Raw genomic sequence first — 15962 nt, 5'->3', positions numbered from 1 at the left:
CGCACGTTCACGGGCGGGCCTCGCCCCCGCCCTCCGGCCGGGGGCGCAGCAGGGTGTTGAGGCGGGCGGCCTGTCGGGTCAGGTGGTCCCGTTCCGGAACGTCCGTCGCCTTCCTCGCCGCCTCGGCGTACAGGTGCGCCGCCGTGGCGAGGTCGCCGGCGCGCTCGTGGAGGTACGCCGCGACGGCCGCGTACCGGGGCAGCGAGCCGTCCAGCTCGGCGAGCGCCGCCAGACCGGCGCGCGGTCCGTCGGCCTCCCCGACCGCGACCGCGCGGTTGAGCCGTACGACCGGGCTGTCCACGAGGCGCGCGAGCTCGTCGTACCACTCGACGATCTGCACCCAGTCCGTCTCCCCCGCCGTGGGCGCGTCGGCGTGGAGGGCCGCGACGGCGGCCTGCGCCTGGAACTCGCCGAGGCGGTCCCGGGCCAGGGCCGTCTGGAGGATCCCGACGCCCTCGGCGATCGCACCGGTGTCCCAGCGCCCCCGGTCCTGCTCCGCGAGCGGCACCAGGCTGCCGTCGGGCGCCGTCCGTGCGGCGCGCCGGGCGTGGTGGAGGAGCATCAGGGCGAGGAGCCCCGAGACCTCCGGGTGGTCGATGGCCGCCGCGAGCTGCCGGGTGAGCCGGATGGCCTCGGCGGCGAGGTCGACGTCGCCCGAGTACCCCTCGTTGAAGACCAGGTAGAGGACGCGCAGGACGGTGGCCACGTCGCCGGGCCGGTCCAGGCGCACGCCGGAGACGGTCCGCTTGGCCCGGCTGATCCGCTGCGCCATGGTCGCCTCGGGGACCAGGTAGGCCTGGGCGATCTGGCGGGTGGTGAGCCCGCCGACCGCGCGCAGGGTGAGCGCGACGGCCGACGAGGGCGTCAGCGAGGGGTGGGCGCACAGGAAGTACAGCTGGAGCGTGTCGTCGGCCCCGGGGGCGGGCCCGGGCGCCGGTTCCTCGTCGACGAGGTCCTCGCGGCGGCGCCGGGCCGTGTCGGCGCGGGTCGCGTCGAGGAACTTGCGCCAGGCCACCGTGACGAGCCAGCCCTTCGCGTCCAGGGGAGGGTCGTCCGGCCAGGCGCGGACCGCCTCCAGGAGCGCTTCCTGGACGGCGTCCTCGGCCGCCGCGAAGTCGGCTCCGCGGCGGACGAGGACGGCGATGACGCCCGGGGTGAGGCTCCGGAGCAGAGCCTCGTCCAAGGGGAGGGTCACTCCGTCACCGTGGGGTGCGCGCCCAGGAACGGGCGCAGCTCCAGCCACTCGTGGATCGGCTCCCCGCCCGCGCCGGGCGCGGCCGAGAGCTCGCCGGCCAGTTCGACGGCCCGCTCGTAGTCGTCGACGTCGATCACCATCCACCCGGCGATCAGGTCCTTGGTCTCGGCGAACGGTCCGTCGGTGACGGGCGGGCGGCCCTCGCCGTCGTAGCGGACCCACGTGCCCTCCGGGGCCAGGGCCTGGCCGTCGACGAACTCGCCGGTCTTCTCGAGCCGGGCCGCGAAGTCGTTCATGTACTGCACGTGGGCCGTGACCTCCTCCGGCGTCCAGCGGTCCATCGGGACGTTGTTCGCCGGGTCGGGGGCGCCGCGGTAGTGCTTCAGCAGCAGGTACTTCGCCATGGTCTTCTCCTCGGTGCTGGAGCGGCCCATTCTGGTCGCTCTCACACCGGGGACGGAGCAGGCCACGGCTTCTCGACATCACCGGCGAACTTTTTTCCGGCGACTTTCCCGCCCGGCTCCGTCAGGGGGTCGTGGGCCTCCCCAGGTACCAGACGGGGCCGGGGTCGTCGACCGTCAGCAGCCGGAAGCCGAGGCGGTCGTAGAACGCCCGGGCCGGGGTGTTCGCCCGGGACATGCAGAGGTGGACGGCCGGGACACCGTGCCGGAGCAGGGCCTCCAGGAGCGCGGACATGAGGGCGCGTCCGTGGCCACGGCCCTGCCAGGCGGGCAGCAGGTCGATGTGGAGGTGCGCGGGGAATGCGGTCAGCTCGTCACGGACCATCCGCTCCGGCGTGTGGAGGAGCGCGGTCATCTCGTCGGCCGGCGTACGGGCCGGTCCGACGGGGGCCGGGAAGCGTTCCGTCACTCCGGGCAGCCACGCGGTGCGGAACCGTTCGGCGAAGGCGGCCGTGTCCGGTGCGCCCAGGATGTAGCCGACGGCCTTGCCGGAGCCGTCGTCCAGGACGAAGGCGAAGCCCGGTTCGAGCTCGACGTACGGGTACGCGAAGATCGTCGGAAGCAGCTCCGGATCGGGGTAGAGGGGCGCGGCGTCGGCGCCCGCGTGCGCCGTCCTGACGCAGATGTCGCCGAGGGCGGCGCGGTCCGAGGGCCGGTAGGGGCGGATGTGGGGATCGGTCACGGGTTCGGGTTCGGTCGTCACCCGGTGCACCTTGCCAGCCTGGGAGCGCTCCCGCACGGGGTTTCCCGGCCCGTGGGACGGCGGGGGCGACGCCCGTCCCATGTCCGGGTGTCAGGTGCCGCCGCGGTGGCGCTCCTCCGCACCGTCCGTCGGGGGGTCAGCGCTGGGTGAGGGGCGCCGTCGTCGACGGGGGCTGCGCTCCGCTGCGGGGGACGGGAACGGGGACGTGCGGTCGGAGCTGGAGTGCCCCCGGCGTGCCGGATGCCGTCGCCGCCGGATCGCACGCGGCGAGCAGGAGACGCAGGGCCCGGCGGGTCCGCGGGGCCTCGACCCGGGCGTCGAGGTCTGCGAGTGCCCGCCGGGCCCGGTGCCGGGCCCGTCCCCCGCGTCCGGCGCGGTGGTCGGCGAAGGCGCGGGCGTACTGGGCCAGCGCCGCGGCCCAGGCGTCGTTCGCGCAGCCGGGCTGCGCGAGGGCCCGGGCAGCGGTGCGGGCCGCGGCCTCGGGGGCGCGGTGTGCCTGGACCACGGCCAGGGCGGCCAGGCTCACGGCGGGCGAGGGCCCTCCGGGGGCCCCGCTGGGCGTGGTGTCCGCCGCCTGCCGGTAGTACGCGGTGGCCGACTCGTGGTCCTGCCGCCGCCACGCGAGAGTTCCCTGCACGTGGGCGATGCGTCCGAGGAGGGCGTCGTCGCCGGCGAGCACGGCCGCCGGCCAGGCGAGGGCCAGCAGCCGGTGCGCCGCGCGCGGGTCCCGGGCCGCGCCGAGCCAGGCCGCGAGCCATCGGCCCCGCGCGACGAGCGGGCTGTCGGCGGCGACCCGGGACAGCAGGAGCCGTAGGTGGCCGTCGCCTTCGCGGGCGTGGTCGTGGACCGCCCACCAGAACCAGAGGTGCAGCACGGCCTCCAGGGCCGCGTCGGGGTGACCGGTCCCGTCCCCGGCCCGGTGCACGAGCGCGGCCAGGTCCTCGTGCGCGTCCCGGGCGGCCTGGAGCGCCTGGCGCTGGAGGCCGGTGTTCCACAGGGTCTCGGCGACGCCCGCCACGCCCCGGAGGTGGAGGGCGTGCCGGTCCCGTGTCACCGGCAGCTCGCCCGCCGCCGCGAGCCGCTCGCCGCCGTAGTCCCGGGCGGCCCGGGCCATGCGGTAGCGCAGGGGCCGCACCCCGCCGGCGTCCCCGAGGACCTGGAGCACGCCCGTCGCGCCGAGCGTCGCCAGGGCCGGGGGAACCTCGTGCGGTGCGAGGTCGGAGCCGGAGCAGACGGCCACCGCGGCCGCCTCCGTGAAGTGGCCCGCGAAGACGCTGAGCCTGCGCCACACCCTGCGCTGGGCAGGGTCGCACAGCGCGTGCACGGCCCCGATGGCGGCACGGAGCGTGCGGTGCCGCAGCAGGACGGGGGCGGGGTCAGCCAGCCGGCACTGGCCGGCCGCGAGGTGTTCGGCCAGCTGCTCGGTCGTCCACTCCCCCAGGCGGCCCGCGGCGAGTTCGAGCGCCAGGGGCACGCCTTCGAGGAGGCGGCACACCCGGGTCACGGCGGCGGTGTCCGGGTCCTCGCGCCACCCGCGCTCCCGGGCCCGGGAGACGAGGAGTTCCGCCGCGGGGGACGGACCCGCCCGGCCGGGGGCCGCCTCGACGGGCAGGGGCGCGAGTCTGATCACCTCCTCGTCCCCGAGGCCGAGGGGCCGCCGCGAGGTGACCAGGATCCGCACGCCCGGCCGGTCCATCCGCAGCGCCTGGACCAGGCCGACGCACTCCGTGTGGACGGGATCGACGTCGTCCAGCAGGAGGAGCACGTCACCGGCGGATGCGGTACGGGCCCCCGGGACGGGGTCCGGGCCGCCGGTCCCGCCGAGGGCCCGGTCGACCCGGGCGGTCAACGCCCGGCGTCCCACGGGGATCCCGTCGTGCCACCGGACCCGGACCACCGTCCGCCAGGGGCTGTCGAGGGGCGCGGTGACGGCGGCGAGGGCCAGTCTGCTCTTCCCCGTCCCTGCCGCGCCGGTGACGGTGACCAGCCGGTGGTCCGCCACGGCCCGCCGGAGCGTGGCGAGTTCGGCGTCGCGTCCGACCAGGGGCCGGTCGTCGCGGAAGCCGCCCACGAACCGTCCGTCGCGTTCTTCGCCCCGCGTCCACATCTCCGGCACCGCGCACCCTCCAGATCATCGTTCCCGCCGTCGGCGCACCGAGGCCGGAAGCCGACACAGAACCCGCAGGTCCCGATTGCAGAACCGTCACTGCACCGGGCGTCACGGCAACCCCAACGCGCTCCCCCGCCCCCGGGTGGCGCGAAGGGCGGACGAACCACCCGCCACGACGAACCGGGGAACGGTTGACCGACACGCGGCACGGGCTACGGGCTACGGGCTACGGGCTACGGGCTACGGGCTACGGGCTACGGGCTACGGACGATGGCATCGGGCTCCCACACCCGCACGGGCGCCCGCACCTACCCCCACACCCCCACCGACCGAGGACCGTCCCGCCCATTCGGCCTATGCCAAGGACCTATGCGGACGTAACGATTCCGTTGGCTGGAATGCGACTGGGAGTCGATCTGCTTGACGCTTCTGGCAGTTGATGATCAGTTCAAGTACTGTTCCATCGCGCCGGGGGCGTCTTGGGGTCGCCCGGGATCAGAACCTGGGGGGCCAGTCGTGTCCAACGCCACCACGCTCGACCTGCCGTTTCCGCCTCGCAGCAATCCGAACCGGGCGTTCGTCGCCCAGCCCCACCGGAACTGGCTGCTCCGGAACGACGGCCTCGCCGCCACCATCGCCCTCCCCGCGTACGACAAGTGGGACGTTCCCCGACTCGCCGCGTTCACCAGCCCGGACACCGCCGTGGACGATCTCGCCCTCGCCGCGGACCTGCTCAGCTTCTACTTCCTCTTCGACGACCGTTTCGACTCCCGACTCGGCCGGGCGCCCGCTCAAGTGGCCGAGATCTGCACCCGTCTGACGGGCCTTCTGCACGGCGAGGGACCCGCCCCCGAGGCCCGCACACCCGTCGAGCGGGCGTTCGCGGATCTCTGGGCGCGCAGCACCCGGGGCATGTCCGCGCGGTGGCGGGCGCGGTCCGCGTACAACTGGGAGTGGTACTTCGCCTGCCACCCCGCCGAGGCCGCCGGGCGACTGTCGGGCCGTCTCCCGGACCGGGAGACCTATCTGGCGCTCCGCCGGGGCACGGCTGCCATGGAGACCCTCTTCGACATGGTCGAGCGGCTCAACCACTTCGAGCTGCCGCAGGAGGTGCTGCACTTCCCCGCGTTCCGACGGCTGCGGCAGCTGGCGGCCGACATACCGTCGTTCACCAACGACGTGCACTCGTACGCCCAGGAGCTCGCCCGGGGCGACGTCGCCAACATGGTGATGATCGTCCGTGCGGAGCGCGGAGGCACCCCGGACGAGGCGGCCGTCCAGGTCATGCGCGAGGCGCAGACGATGGTCGACCGCTTCGTGGAGCTCTCGTCCGAGGTCCCCGCGATCTGCGAGGTCCTCGGACTGGGGCCGGCCGCGCGCGAGGCCGCCCACCGGTACGTCGACGGGCTCGCGGCCTGGATCTCCGGCTACCACCGCTGGGAGATCGACACGGGCCGCTACGAGCGCTGAGCCGCGTCGGACCGCCCCTGGGCCGCGCGGGGCTCCTCCCGCTCCGGAGGGCGGGTGCGCTCCGCCCACCCGGCCACAGGCGGGCCCGCCGCGCCGAGCGCCGCGAAGAACACGCCGAGCAGCAGCCAGCCCGCGTGCCCGAGTCCGAGGACCGCCGTGGTGAGGACCACCGGGGCCAGCGCCTGACCCGCGCCGAAGGAGATGCCGAGGAAGCCCTGGTACTGACCCTGGGCGTGGTCGGGCGCGAGACCGAAGCCGAGCGCGTAGCCGCCCGAGGACTCCCACACCTCGCCGAGGGAGTGCGCGCAGACCGCGAGGACGGCGAGCCCCGGCGCGACCCAGACCGGGACGTCCGCGGTCAGGGCCATCAGGGGACAGCTGACCAGGAAGAGCAGCCCGGCGACGCGGAACGCGCGGCCTCCCTGGCGCGGTGTCTCCACCCGGGAGCCGATCCTGCTCTGGAGCAGCACGCACACCCCGCTGTTGACCGCGTAGACCGCCGCGACGGTCCAGCGGGGCGCGTCGGTGTGGGCGGAGAGCCAGATCGGCAGCAGCAGGGAGACGGTCTGGTACTGCAGCCCCATGGCTCCGTAGAGCGCGGCGAAGGTCACGTACGGGCGGTCGGACAGGACGGCCCAGCGGCGGTGGCCCTCGGGCCGGGGCAGCGGTCGATAGTTCGGGACGGCCGCCAGGGCGATCAGCCCGGCGAGGGCGAAGCTGGCGGCGTTGGCGAGGATCAGCACGGTGTACGCCGTGCGGGTGTCGACGGAGACGGCGAAGGCGGCGCCGACCGTGCCCAGGACCACGCCGAGGTTGACGAAGGTGCGGAGCCTCGCCCTGAACGCGGCGGGGCGTTCACCGCCGGCCCGGGCGACCAGCGCGCCGCCGGCGGCGCCGCTCGCCGTCGCGCCCAGCCGGTCCAGGGTGGCCACGAGCGTGAACGTGGCCCAGTCGTCGATGAGCACGAACGCGGCCATCGTCACCGCCTGCGTCCCGACGGCCACCAGCCAGACCGTGCGCGGACCGTACCGGTCGGCCAGGTTCCCGGCCGGGATCCCGGCCAGCAGTCCGACGAGGCCGGCGATCGTGAGGCCGACGCCGACCTGTGCGGCGGGCAGGTGCACCACGAGCGTGAAGTAGAGCACCGAGGCGGTGTTGAACAGCCCGTTGCCCACCCGGCTGACGAAGCTCGAGGCGATGAGGGCGCGTTGGGGGGCGAGGGACGCCCGAGGAGCGCTCATGCGGCGGCCGGGCCGGCGACGGGGGGCGCGGCGCCCTCTCGTGCGAGGCCGGAGTCGATGATGTGCGCGGCGAGGTCGCGGGCCGCGGCGGCGGGCTCGCTGTCGGGGCGGGTCGCGCCGGCGGCGAGGAGGCCGTCGACGAGGAGGAGGAGCTGGTCGGCGGCGAACCGGGGCCGTGCGTGGCCGAGCGAGGTGAACTCGTCCGCCAACAGGCCGTGCACGGCGTGCCGGTAGGCCCGGGTGACCTCGTGGCCCGGGTGCTCCGGGTCCGTGAGCGCGAGGTCGGCGGCGAGATACCGGCAGCCGTGGAAGCCGGGGGCGGCGGCGATCCGGCCGAGCCGGTCGACGACCGCGAGCAGCCGGGCGCGGGGGTCGGTCCCGGCGCCGTCCAGGGTGGCGCGGTAGGCCTCCAGGTCCTCGGCGGTGCTGCGGCGCAGCACCTCGGCGATGAGGCCGTCCTTGCCGCCGAAGTGCTCGTACAGCGAGCGACGGGCGACGCCTGCGCCCTTCAGGAGGGCGTCCACTCCTACGCCCAGGCCCTGGGCGTAGGTCAACTCCACTGCGGTGAGCAGGAGTCGCTCACGGGGGCCTGGCTTCGCCGATGCGGTCATGCCGCCATTCTGCGGCACTTGACACGGTAGATCAACCGGTCTATCTATGTTGTGGATAGACCGACCGGTCTATCTCTTCTGAGGAGGCGTCATGTCCGTGCGCACCACCGCCGAAGTCATCGACCGGTTCAACCGCGCCTTCACCGACCGCGAGGCAGGCCTTCTGCCCGAACTGGTCTCCGAGGACTGCGTGATGGAGAGCGTCCAGCCGGCTCCGCGCGGGGAGCGGGTGTCCGGGGGCGAGGGCTGTACGGCCTGGTGGACGGCCCTCGTCGAGGACACCGCCTCGCAGTTCACCCCCCAGGAGGTGATCGTGGCGGGCGACCGGGCCACGATCCTCTGGACGTATCGCTTCGGCGAGGGCCCCGACCAGTGGGTGCGGGGCGTCAACGTCATGCGCGTGACGGACGGCCGGATCGTCGAGGCACTCGGCTTCAGCAAGACGGCGGGCGAGGTCCCGCTGGCGGCCGAGCCCGACGCCGCGTGACGACCGGTCCGAGAAGGCGCGCCGCCGACGGACGGGGCGCCGCCAAGGGAACGCACGACACAGCGCGAAGGCGCCGCACCGCGACGGGGGCTCCGCCCGGTCATCGACCGGGTCTTCCCCTTCGACAGGGCCGCCGACGCCTACCGGCACCACGCCGAGGGCGCACCCTTCGGCAAGGTGGTCATCGACCACTCCTGAACCCCGCGCCGCTCACCGCTCCCAGTACTGGGCGAGGGCTCCCTCCTGGTACGGGGCGGGGCTCACGCTCAGTTCACCGGCGAACGGGCGGTCGAGGACGAAGACCAGCAGCAGGCTGAAGCCGATCAGGCCGGCGACCGAGGCGACGAAGAGCAGCTGGATCCGGAGTTTGCGCATGCCGTAGAGAAAGGTGAGCGGGACGAGGACGATCGCGCCGCCGAAGGCCAGGGCCTGGAGCAGCGGAGGCAGTTCCTGCTCGGCCATGTTCAGGCGGGCCCGGCGCTGGGCCGCGACGTCGTTGAGATGGGTGACGGCCTCCTCGTAGAAGACCTCTTCGCGCGGGGACTTCGGGTCGTACGCCTGGAGGACCTCGAAGGCGGACCTGAGGTGCGTCTCGGTCGCCCCGTAGCTCGGCTGCCCGGCGCGCATGCGGGGCCACTGGTCCTCGACGACCGCGTGGACGTAGCCGCTCAGGGCCGTGTCGAGGTCGGCGCGCACCCCGGGCGGGAAGGCGGCGGCGTCGCGGGCGATGAGCGCGGCGTCGGTGGCCTCGCTGGCGACGATGGTCTGCGTGCTGTCCAGCTGGGTCCAGAGGGTGACGATGACGAAGGCGAGGATGATGCCGTAGATCGCGCCGAACATCCCCAGGGTCACGCCCACCATGTCGTTGTGCTCCCCCCGGGCCAGCGAGGGGTACCTGCGGCGCAGCAGCACGCTCCCGGCCACCGCGAGGGCGACGGTCCCGCCGACGGAGACCACGGCGAGGGTGAAGGTGCTGAAGTGGTTGAGGAGCCAGAGCGACATGTGCGGGGAGTCTAGGTGCGCCACGAGGGCCCGCCCGCCCGGCGGAGGCGATCACGGTGAATGATCACTCGCCCGTGTCGGCGATGGAACACGCGGTCGCCCCGGGCCGATTGGACGGCGAAACCGTCCTGAGGCGGGACGGCGCCGGATCGGCGAGAGGGAGCGCTCCGGCGGGCGGGCGGCCTGCGGGGCGTGGCCCTCCATTGCTTCGGGCGGGCGGGCGGCCTCACGGTGCTTGGCCCTCCAGCGCTTCGGGCGGGCGGCCTGCGGGGCGTGGCCCTCCAGCGCTTCCGCCGAGCGGGCGGCCTACGGTGCTTGGCCCTCCAGCCCTTCCGCCGTCCTCGTCGCCCGGTCCGCGGCCTGGCGCGACCGGGCGAGGGCGCGTTCCGCGGTGGTCAGCGCCCTGGCGGCCCGGGACGCGGCTCCCTCCGCCTCGGTCCGGTTCCGCCGGGCCTCCGCGAGGTCGGTCTCCAGGCGGGTGACCCGCTCGGCCGCCTCCTCCGCCTTCGCCGCCGCGGCCTGCCGTGACCGTTCCGCCGCGTCGAACTCCCGCTCGCACCGCGCGACCTCGGCGGTGGCCTCCGCGGCCGCCGCCCGGGCCTTCGCGAGGTCCGGATTCCGGGCCGGCCGTGGTGCGGCCCGGGCCGGAGGAGGGGGATCGGCGTCCGGGTCGATCGCGGGAAAGCCGACGGCGGCCTCGGGCACCTTGACGAGCCGCCCCTTCGCCCACCGGTCGGCGACGTCCCCGTGGGCGAGGACACCGTGGAGGGTCTGCTCGATCTCGCGCACCACGGTGTCGCTCACCGGCTGCCCCGCCTCCCCGGCCAGTTCGGCGGCGGTGCGCGCGAGCGCGGCGACGAGCTGGTGCTGCTCACGGCTCGCCGCCCGCAGGCGCTCGGCGTCGAGCGTGCGGTGCGCCTCGCGCAGGGTCTCCCCGAGGGCCAGGAACCGCTCGGCCTCGCGGGGGCGTTCCCGGGCGAGCCGGTTCGCCGCCCACGCGGCCGTGGCCGGTCTGCGCAGTGCGGCGATCGCCTTCGCCGCGGCCGGGTCCTTCGCCGCGCGGGCCTGGGCGACGTACCCGTCCCGGGCCGCGACGAAGTCGCCCGGCTTCAGCCCGTACAGCTCCTCGGTGATCCGCTCGACGTCCACACCCCCCACTGTCCCCCGCTCACCCGGTCCGGCGCGCCCCCGGGGACGGCGGATCGGCCGGATGCCGGGCTCCGGTCACCTGGTCGAGGGGACACTCCGGACGGGCAGGGGTGGCCGTCAGGGGCGCTCGGTGCCCGGCCGTTCGTCGGGCCGCGCCGGGTTTCGGGGGGTGGTGGTGTCGGTGACCTGGTAGGTGGCCTGCGGTTCCGGCGTGCCGTCGGCCTTCATCGCCTTGCCCTCGCTCTTGAGGATGCGGGCGGCCTTGCCCGCGCTGCGGGCCAGGTCGGGCAGCTTCTTGGCGCCGAGGAGCAGGATGACGACGATCAGGATGATCGCTATCTCGCTGATTCCGAACACGGTGTTCCGTTCTCTGCGGGGGTCTCGCCCGGAGCCTCAGACGTTGACGCCGAAGTCGGCCGCGATGCCCGCGAGGCCCGAGGCGTACCCCTGGCCCACGGCCCGGAACTTCCACTCGGCGCCGTGCCGGTAGAGCTCTCCGAAGATCATCGCGGTCTCCGTGGCGGCGTCCTCGGAGAGGTCGTACCGGGCGAGTTCGGCGCCGCCGGCCTGGTTGACCACGCGGATGAAGGCGTTGCGGACCTGGCCGAAGCTCTGTCCCCGGTTCTCGGCGTCGTGGATCGAGACCGGGAAGACGATCTTCGTGATGTCGGCCGGCACGGCGGCCAGGTCGACCTTGATGCTCTCGTCGTCGCCGTCCCCCTCACCGGTGAGGTTGTCGCCGGTGTGCTCGACCGAACCGTCCGGGCTGGTCAGGTTGTTGTAGAAGACGAAGTGCCGGTCGGAGGCCACCTTGCCCGTACCGTCCAGCAGCAGGGCGCTCGCGTCGAGGTCGTAGTCCGCACCGGTGGTCGTGCGCACGTCCCAGCCGAGTCCCACGAGGACCGCGGTCAGGCCCGGCGCCTCCTTGCTCAGCGAGACGTTTCCGCCCTTGGCGAGGCTCACACCCATGTTCTCGTCATCCTTCCGGCCTTCGTGTGGGACACATCAAATCTACAGTGATGTAGAAGGGGTCGGAAGGGCGGGCCCGGGGAGACGTCCGGGCCCTCGGCCGACCGCCGGGTCAGTCCTCGTCCCCCGCCTCTCCGTCCTCCTCGTCCCCCTCGAAGAAGTCGCCCACCTCGTCGACGACTTCGGCCGCGACCATGCCGCCGACGACGCCCACGGCGAGCCCGGCGGCGCCCGCAGCGATGGCCGTACCCATCCCGGGGCCACCGGAACCGTGACCCGAGCCGTGACCCGCCCCGTGGCCGTACCCGTGCTCGCCGCCGTGCCCATGTCCGTGTGAGGCGTGCGCGTCGTACGGGGCATGCGCGTTGTACGGGGCTCGGCCCTCCACGAGCCCGCGCACCCAGGCCTCGACCTCGGCGTTCCAGTTCACCCGGTCGACGTCCTGGTGCCCGACCGCATGACGGGAGAGCGCGTCGTGGCCCTCCGCGAAGAGGCCGCCGCGCTTGTCCGCCTCCAGGACGACCTCCATCCCCTCCGGGCCGGCGAGGAAGGTCACCTCGATCTCCTCGATCCGGTGCGCGTAGGCGGGCGCCGGCGCGATCTCGATCTCCTGGTAGAACGGCAGCCGCTGCCCGGTCCCCCCGATGTGACCGAGTTCCAGGTCCGCGGACCGGAAGCCGAAGCCCAGCTGCCCGAAGGCCTCCAGGATCGCCTCCTGGACGGGGAGCGGGCGGACCGCGAGCGCGTCGAGGTCACCCTTGTCGCGCGCGCCGGCGACACCGAGCTCGGTCCGTACGCCGAGGACGACGCCGAGGCCCTGCCCGTACAGCTCGGTGATCGGCGTCTCCCAGGGCAGCGGGAACGAGAACGGGAGGCTGCGCTCCTCGCCCTGCACGAGGCGGAAGCCGGAGGCCACCACGTGCCGGTGGAAGGCCACCTCGCCCTCGGACTCGCCGTCCTCGTGCTCCGCCTCGACCCGGGCCACCAGTTCCAGGGTGAGGTGCTCGACGGTGACGTCGGCGTCACCGCCCTTCAGGTGGACCCGCCCGGCCAGGACGCCGCCGGGCGTCACCGCCCCGGGTTCGAGCACGGTGTCCACCGACGGTCCCCCCACGCCGAGCGAGCCGAGCAGACGCTTGAACACCATGGGCCGTTCACTCCTTCACATCGCTGGTGCGGCACGGGAGTTCGACTGCCCGCCCGCTGATCATCTACAGCAGTGTAGAAGGTTTTCGCGCGGGCGCGGACGTGCGCATTTCGTCTCGCGATGGCCGATCACCCATCCTTTACAGTGATGTAGAAGGCGGGACGCGGCCCGTTCCCGCCCGTGTCGCCGTCACCCGAAGGAGCGCCCCCTTGTCCGCCAGATCGACCCGCCCCCACGTGACGGGGTGCGGCAGCCGATGAACGCCGCCCTCGGCCTGCTCGCCGTCCTCGTGCTGACCGCGGGCACCGGGTACTTCGTCGCCCAGGAGTTCGCCTACGTCGCCGCCGACCGCCTCGCGCTCGCCCGTGAGGCCGAGGCCGGTGACAAGCGGGCGGCCCGCGCGCTGACGGTCCTCGAACGGCTCTCGTTCATGCTCTCCGGCGCTCAGCTCGGCATCACCGTCACCGGCCTGGTCGTCGGCTTCCTCGCCGAGCCGTCCGTCTCGGCGCTCCTCAGGCCCGTGCTGGAGGGGACGGGGCTCTCCGAGGGCGCCGTCTCCGCGATCTCCGTCGTCCTCGCCTTCGTCCTCGCGACCGTCCTCCAGATGGTCCTGGGCGAGCTCGCGCCCAAGAACCTCGCCCTGGCGGTGCCCGAGCGGCTCGCCAAGTCGCTGGCCTCCTCCACCCTCGTCTACCTGAAGGTCGTCGGTCCGGTCGTCCACGTCTTCGACGGGGCCGCGAACAGGCTGCTGCGCAGAGTCGGCATCGAGCCCGTCGAGGAGCTGCACCACGGCGCCACGCTGGAGGAGCTCAGCCACCTCATCGGCGAGTCCCACGAGCAGGGCGAACTGCCGCCGGACACCGCCGAGCTGCTCGACCACGCCCTGGAGTTCTCCGAGCGGACCATGGACGAGGTCATGGTGCCGCGGGCCGACGCCGTGTTCGTCCGCAGGGACGCCACGCTCACCGAGGCCGTGGAGCTGATCGCGAGGCACGGCCACTCGAACTACCCGGTCCTCGGCGACCATCCCGACGACATCGCCGGGGTGCTCGGCGTGAACGAGCTGATGCGCCTGCCCGCGAGCGCCTTCGACACCACCACCGCGGGCGAGGCCGCCCGGCGGCCCCTCCTCCTCCCCGACACCCTGCCGCTGCCCCGCGCGGTGGCGCAGATGCGGGAGCGCGACGACGAGTTCGCCGTCGTCCTGGACGAGCACGGCGGCGTCGCCGGGCTCGTCACGTACGAGGACATCGCCGAGGAACTGGTCGGCGACATCGCCGACGAGACCGACAAGGTCGTCGCCCTCGCCGCCCCGGACGGCGCGGGATGGCGCGTGGACGCCGGACGGCGCCTCGACGAGATCGAGGACGCCACCGGCATCGCCCTGCCCGAGGAGGACGACTACGACACGGTGGCCGGCCTGATCATCGACCGTCTCGGCCGGTTCCCGACCATCGGTGACCGCCTCACCGTCGACGACGTCCACATCGAGGTCCTCAGCCTCGACCGTCACGTCCCCGAGCGCGTCCGCATCGAGCGCGTCGGTTCCGCCGCCGAGGAGGTCCAGGCATGAGCTTCCCCATGGCGCTCTTCGTCACCGTCCTGCTGCTGATCGGCAGCGGCTTCTTCGTCGCCGCCGAGTTCGCGCTCGTCGCCGCCAAGCGGCATCGCGTCGAGAAGGCGGTGGCCGAGGGGCAGCGCGGCGCCAGGGCCGCGCTCGCCGGGATGCGCGAGCTGTCCCTGATGCTCGCGGGCGCGCAGCTGGGCATCACCATCTGCACCCTGGGGCTCGGCTCCCTCTCCAAGCCCGCGATCTCCCACGAGCTGGATCCGCTCCTGGTGAAGCTCGGGCTGCCGACCGGACTCAGCTACGGCGTCTCCTTCGCCGTCGCCATGATCATCGTGGTCTTCCTGCACATGGTCGTCGGCGAGATGGCGCCCAAGTCCTGGGCCATCGCCCACCCCGAGCGCTCGGCGATGCTCCTCACCCCGCCCTTCCGGGCCGTGGTCCGGGCCGTACGACCGCTCCTCTGGGTGCTCAACCAGGTCAGCAACGGGCTCGTACGGCTGTGCCGGGTCCAGCCCCGCGACGAGCTGGCGGCCGTCCACAACCGTGAGCAGCTCACCCACCTCGTGGCGGAGTCCGAGCGGCTCGGCCTGATCAACACGACCGACTCGCAGCTGATCACCCGGTCGCTGACCGAGCCCCAGACGCCGGTGGCGGTGCTCCAGACCCCGGCCGCGGACATCGTCACCGTCTCCGCCGGGGCCGATCTGGACGCGCTCCTGGCCCGCGCGTCCGCAGCGGAACGCTCGCGCCTGCTGGTCCGCGACGGCGACCGCGTCCTCGGCTCGGTCCACGCGCGTGACGCCCTGGTCGCCCGTACCCGGGGCCGGGCCGTCACCGCCCGCGACCTGGCCCGGCCCGTCCCCGAGCTGGCGGCCGGCACCACGGTGTCCGAGGCCGTCGAGCACCTGCGCCGCCGCCGGGCCTCCCTCGCCGTCGTACGGGACGACCACGGCGAGCTCACCGGCCTGGTCAGCCTCGACGACCTGCTCGTACGGCTCATGGGACCGCAGACGACCGGACCCGAGTGACCGGTCCACCCTCCGGGCGGCCTGACCGCCGCCCGGAGGGTGGACCGGGCGAGCGGCGGGACGGGGACGCCAGGAATCACCGTCTGAGGGCCACGGCGGCGTGGTGGCCGTCCGGGACCGCGACGTCGGCGAGCAGCCAGCCGGTGGGCGCGGCGGGGAGCGGTCCCGCGCCCACGTACTCGGCGGACGGGTCGGCGCCCAGGCCGATTCCGAGTCCCTTCAGATAGGCCTCCTTCCGCGTCCACACCCGGGCGAACGCGGCGGGACGCAGGGCGGGTGTCAGGGCGGCGAGTTCCGCCGCCTCGGCCGGGTGGAGGACCTCCGAGGCCTCCGTGACGGTGTGCGGCGCCGGCACCCGTTCGATGTCCACTCCGACGGGGGTGGACGCGACGGCGATCAGGCTCAGTCCCTCGCAGTGGGAGAGGGAGAAGTGCAGGCGCCCGTCGGGCAGTACGGGGCGCCCGTGCGGCTCGCCGCAGCAGGGGCAGGGCGCCCGGGCCACCGAAACGGCCCGGGGCGCGAGGTCCAGGTGGGCGCCGAGCAGGCGGCGCAGCCCCACGTGCGCGCACAGGTAGGTGGCGCGGTCCCCGGCCCGGCGGAACTCCTCGGCACGGGCCAGTTCGGTGGTGTCCAGGACGAGGGGCGCGTACCGGGCGACGGTGTCCTGGTGCGCGTCGGTGGCGACCAGCCACAGCTGCGGTCGGACCGGGCGCAGCCCGGGCAGCCGTGGCAGGGCCGTGGTCAGGAGCGGGAGTGACGTCGGGATCAGCGGGCCGGCCGGAGGGGCCTCCGGCGGCGGGGCAACCAGCGAGATCATGT

Annotated in this window: 17 protein-coding genes; 5 read left to right on the top strand and 12 right to left on the bottom strand. The window is 74.1% G+C overall.

Going from position 1 to position 15962, the window contains the following annotated elements; genetic code table 11:
- Positions 1-7 precede the first annotated feature (7 nt).
- The 4 genes from ACFYXU_RS16240 to ACFYXU_RS16225 form a co-directional block, all read right to left on the bottom strand.
- Positions 8-1183 (bottom strand): RNA polymerase sigma factor, encoded by a 1176-nt coding sequence (locus ACFYXU_RS16240; protein WP_389458500.1) that lies wholly within the window; start codon positions 1181-1183, stop codon positions 8-10.
- 8 nt (positions 1184-1191) lie between these two features.
- On the bottom strand, positions 1192-1599 hold the full coding sequence (locus tag ACFYXU_RS16235; RefSeq protein ID WP_376507964.1) for a YciI family protein: 408 nt from the start codon (positions 1597-1599) through the stop codon (positions 1192-1194).
- A 121-nt stretch (positions 1600-1720) separates the two neighbouring features.
- Positions 1721-2359, bottom strand: a complete 639-nt coding sequence (locus ACFYXU_RS16230; RefSeq protein WP_389458055.1) for a GNAT family N-acetyltransferase — start codon at positions 2357-2359, stop codon at positions 1721-1723.
- Between the two features lie 136 nt (positions 2360-2495).
- Positions 2496-4466 (bottom strand): ATP-binding protein, encoded by a 1971-nt coding sequence (locus ACFYXU_RS16225; protein WP_389458498.1) that lies wholly within the window; start codon positions 4464-4466, stop codon positions 2496-2498.
- A 519-nt stretch (positions 4467-4985) separates the two neighbouring features.
- Here ACFYXU_RS16225 and ACFYXU_RS16220 point away from each other — a divergent pair.
- Positions 4986-5939 (top strand): terpene synthase family protein, encoded by a 954-nt coding sequence (locus tag ACFYXU_RS16220; protein WP_389406741.1) that lies wholly within the window; start codon positions 4986-4988, stop codon positions 5937-5939.
- Here the strand turns inward: ACFYXU_RS16220 and ACFYXU_RS16215 are convergent.
- Entirely contained in the window at positions 5927-7180 is a 1254-nt protein-coding gene (locus ACFYXU_RS16215; RefSeq protein WP_389458053.1) for an MFS transporter, read from the bottom strand. The two genes, ACFYXU_RS16220 and ACFYXU_RS16215, sit on opposite strands and share 13 nt — an antisense overlap.
- Complete coding sequence (locus ACFYXU_RS16210; RefSeq protein WP_389458052.1) at positions 7177-7791, bottom strand: TetR/AcrR family transcriptional regulator; 615 nt, start codon at positions 7789-7791, stop codon at positions 7177-7179. Before ACFYXU_RS16210 ends, ACFYXU_RS16215 begins: the two co-directional genes overlap by 4 nt.
- A 91-nt stretch (positions 7792-7882) precedes the next feature.
- On the opposite strand from ACFYXU_RS16210, the gene ACFYXU_RS16205 reads away from it, so the two are divergent.
- Both ACFYXU_RS16205 and ACFYXU_RS16200 read left to right on the top strand, forming a co-directional pair.
- Positions 7883-8278 carry a nuclear transport factor 2 family protein gene (locus tag ACFYXU_RS16205; protein WP_389458050.1) on the top strand — a complete coding sequence of 132 codons (396 nt, stop codon included), beginning with the start codon at positions 7883-7885 and terminating at the stop codon, positions 8276-8278.
- Between the two features lie 102 nt (positions 8279-8380).
- Positions 8381-8476, top strand: coding sequence for a hypothetical protein (locus ACFYXU_RS16200; protein ID WP_389458496.1), 96 nt, complete (start codon positions 8381-8383; stop codon positions 8474-8476).
- A 12-nt stretch (positions 8477-8488) separates the two neighbouring features.
- On the opposite strand, the gene ACFYXU_RS16195 is transcribed toward ACFYXU_RS16200, so the two are convergent.
- The 5 genes from ACFYXU_RS16195 to ACFYXU_RS16175 all read right to left on the bottom strand — a co-directional run bounded on the left by ACFYXU_RS16195 (position 8489) and on the right by ACFYXU_RS16175 (position 12545).
- Positions 8489-9280 carry a hypothetical protein gene (locus tag ACFYXU_RS16195; RefSeq protein WP_376507950.1) on the bottom strand — a complete coding sequence of 264 codons (792 nt, stop codon included), beginning with the start codon at positions 9278-9280 and terminating at the stop codon, positions 8489-8491.
- 306 nt (positions 9281-9586) lie between these two features.
- Positions 9587-10429 (bottom strand): hypothetical protein, encoded by an 843-nt coding sequence (locus tag ACFYXU_RS16190; protein ID WP_389458048.1) that lies wholly within the window; start codon positions 10427-10429, stop codon positions 9587-9589.
- A gap of 117 nt (positions 10430-10546) precedes the next feature.
- Positions 10547-10786 (bottom strand): Sec-independent protein translocase subunit TatA, encoded by a 240-nt coding sequence (gene tatA, locus ACFYXU_RS16185; RefSeq protein ID WP_329857842.1) that lies wholly within the window; start codon positions 10784-10786, stop codon positions 10547-10549.
- Between the two features lie 36 nt (positions 10787-10822).
- On the bottom strand, positions 10823-11398 hold the full coding sequence (locus ACFYXU_RS16180; protein ID WP_329857844.1) for a TerD family protein: 576 nt from the start codon (positions 11396-11398) through the stop codon (positions 10823-10825).
- Positions 11399-11510: 112 nt separating this feature from the next.
- A complete protein-coding gene (locus tag ACFYXU_RS16175; RefSeq protein WP_389458046.1) occupies positions 11511-12545 on the bottom strand; it encodes a sporulation protein in 1035 nt (344 codons plus the stop codon).
- 256 nt (positions 12546-12801) lie between these two features.
- Here ACFYXU_RS16175 and ACFYXU_RS16170 point away from each other — a divergent pair, with 256 nt between their 5' ends.
- Positions 12802-14118 (top strand): hemolysin family protein, encoded by a 1317-nt coding sequence (locus tag ACFYXU_RS16170; RefSeq protein ID WP_389458044.1) that lies wholly within the window; start codon positions 12802-12804, stop codon positions 14116-14118.
- A complete protein-coding gene (locus ACFYXU_RS16165) occupies positions 14115-15143 on the top strand; it encodes a hemolysin family protein (RefSeq protein WP_389406737.1) in 1029 nt (342 codons plus the stop codon). Before ACFYXU_RS16170 ends, ACFYXU_RS16165 begins: the two co-directional genes overlap by 4 nt.
- A gap of 76 nt (positions 15144-15219) precedes the next feature.
- On the opposite strand, the gene ACFYXU_RS16160 is transcribed toward ACFYXU_RS16165, so the two are convergent.
- Positions 15220-15960 carry a 4'-phosphopantetheinyl transferase superfamily protein gene (locus tag ACFYXU_RS16160; protein ID WP_329857851.1) on the bottom strand — a complete coding sequence of 247 codons (741 nt, stop codon included), beginning with the start codon at positions 15958-15960 and terminating at the stop codon, positions 15220-15222.
- Positions 15961-15962: the final 2 nt, after the last annotated feature.

The sequence above is a fragment of the Streptomyces sp. NPDC002232 genome (assembly GCF_042890295.1).
GTDB lineage: Bacteria > Actinomycetota > Actinomycetes > Streptomycetales > Streptomycetaceae > Streptomyces.
Note: the sequence above shows the minus strand (reverse complement) of the source record. Positions and strands in the feature narration are given on the sequence as shown.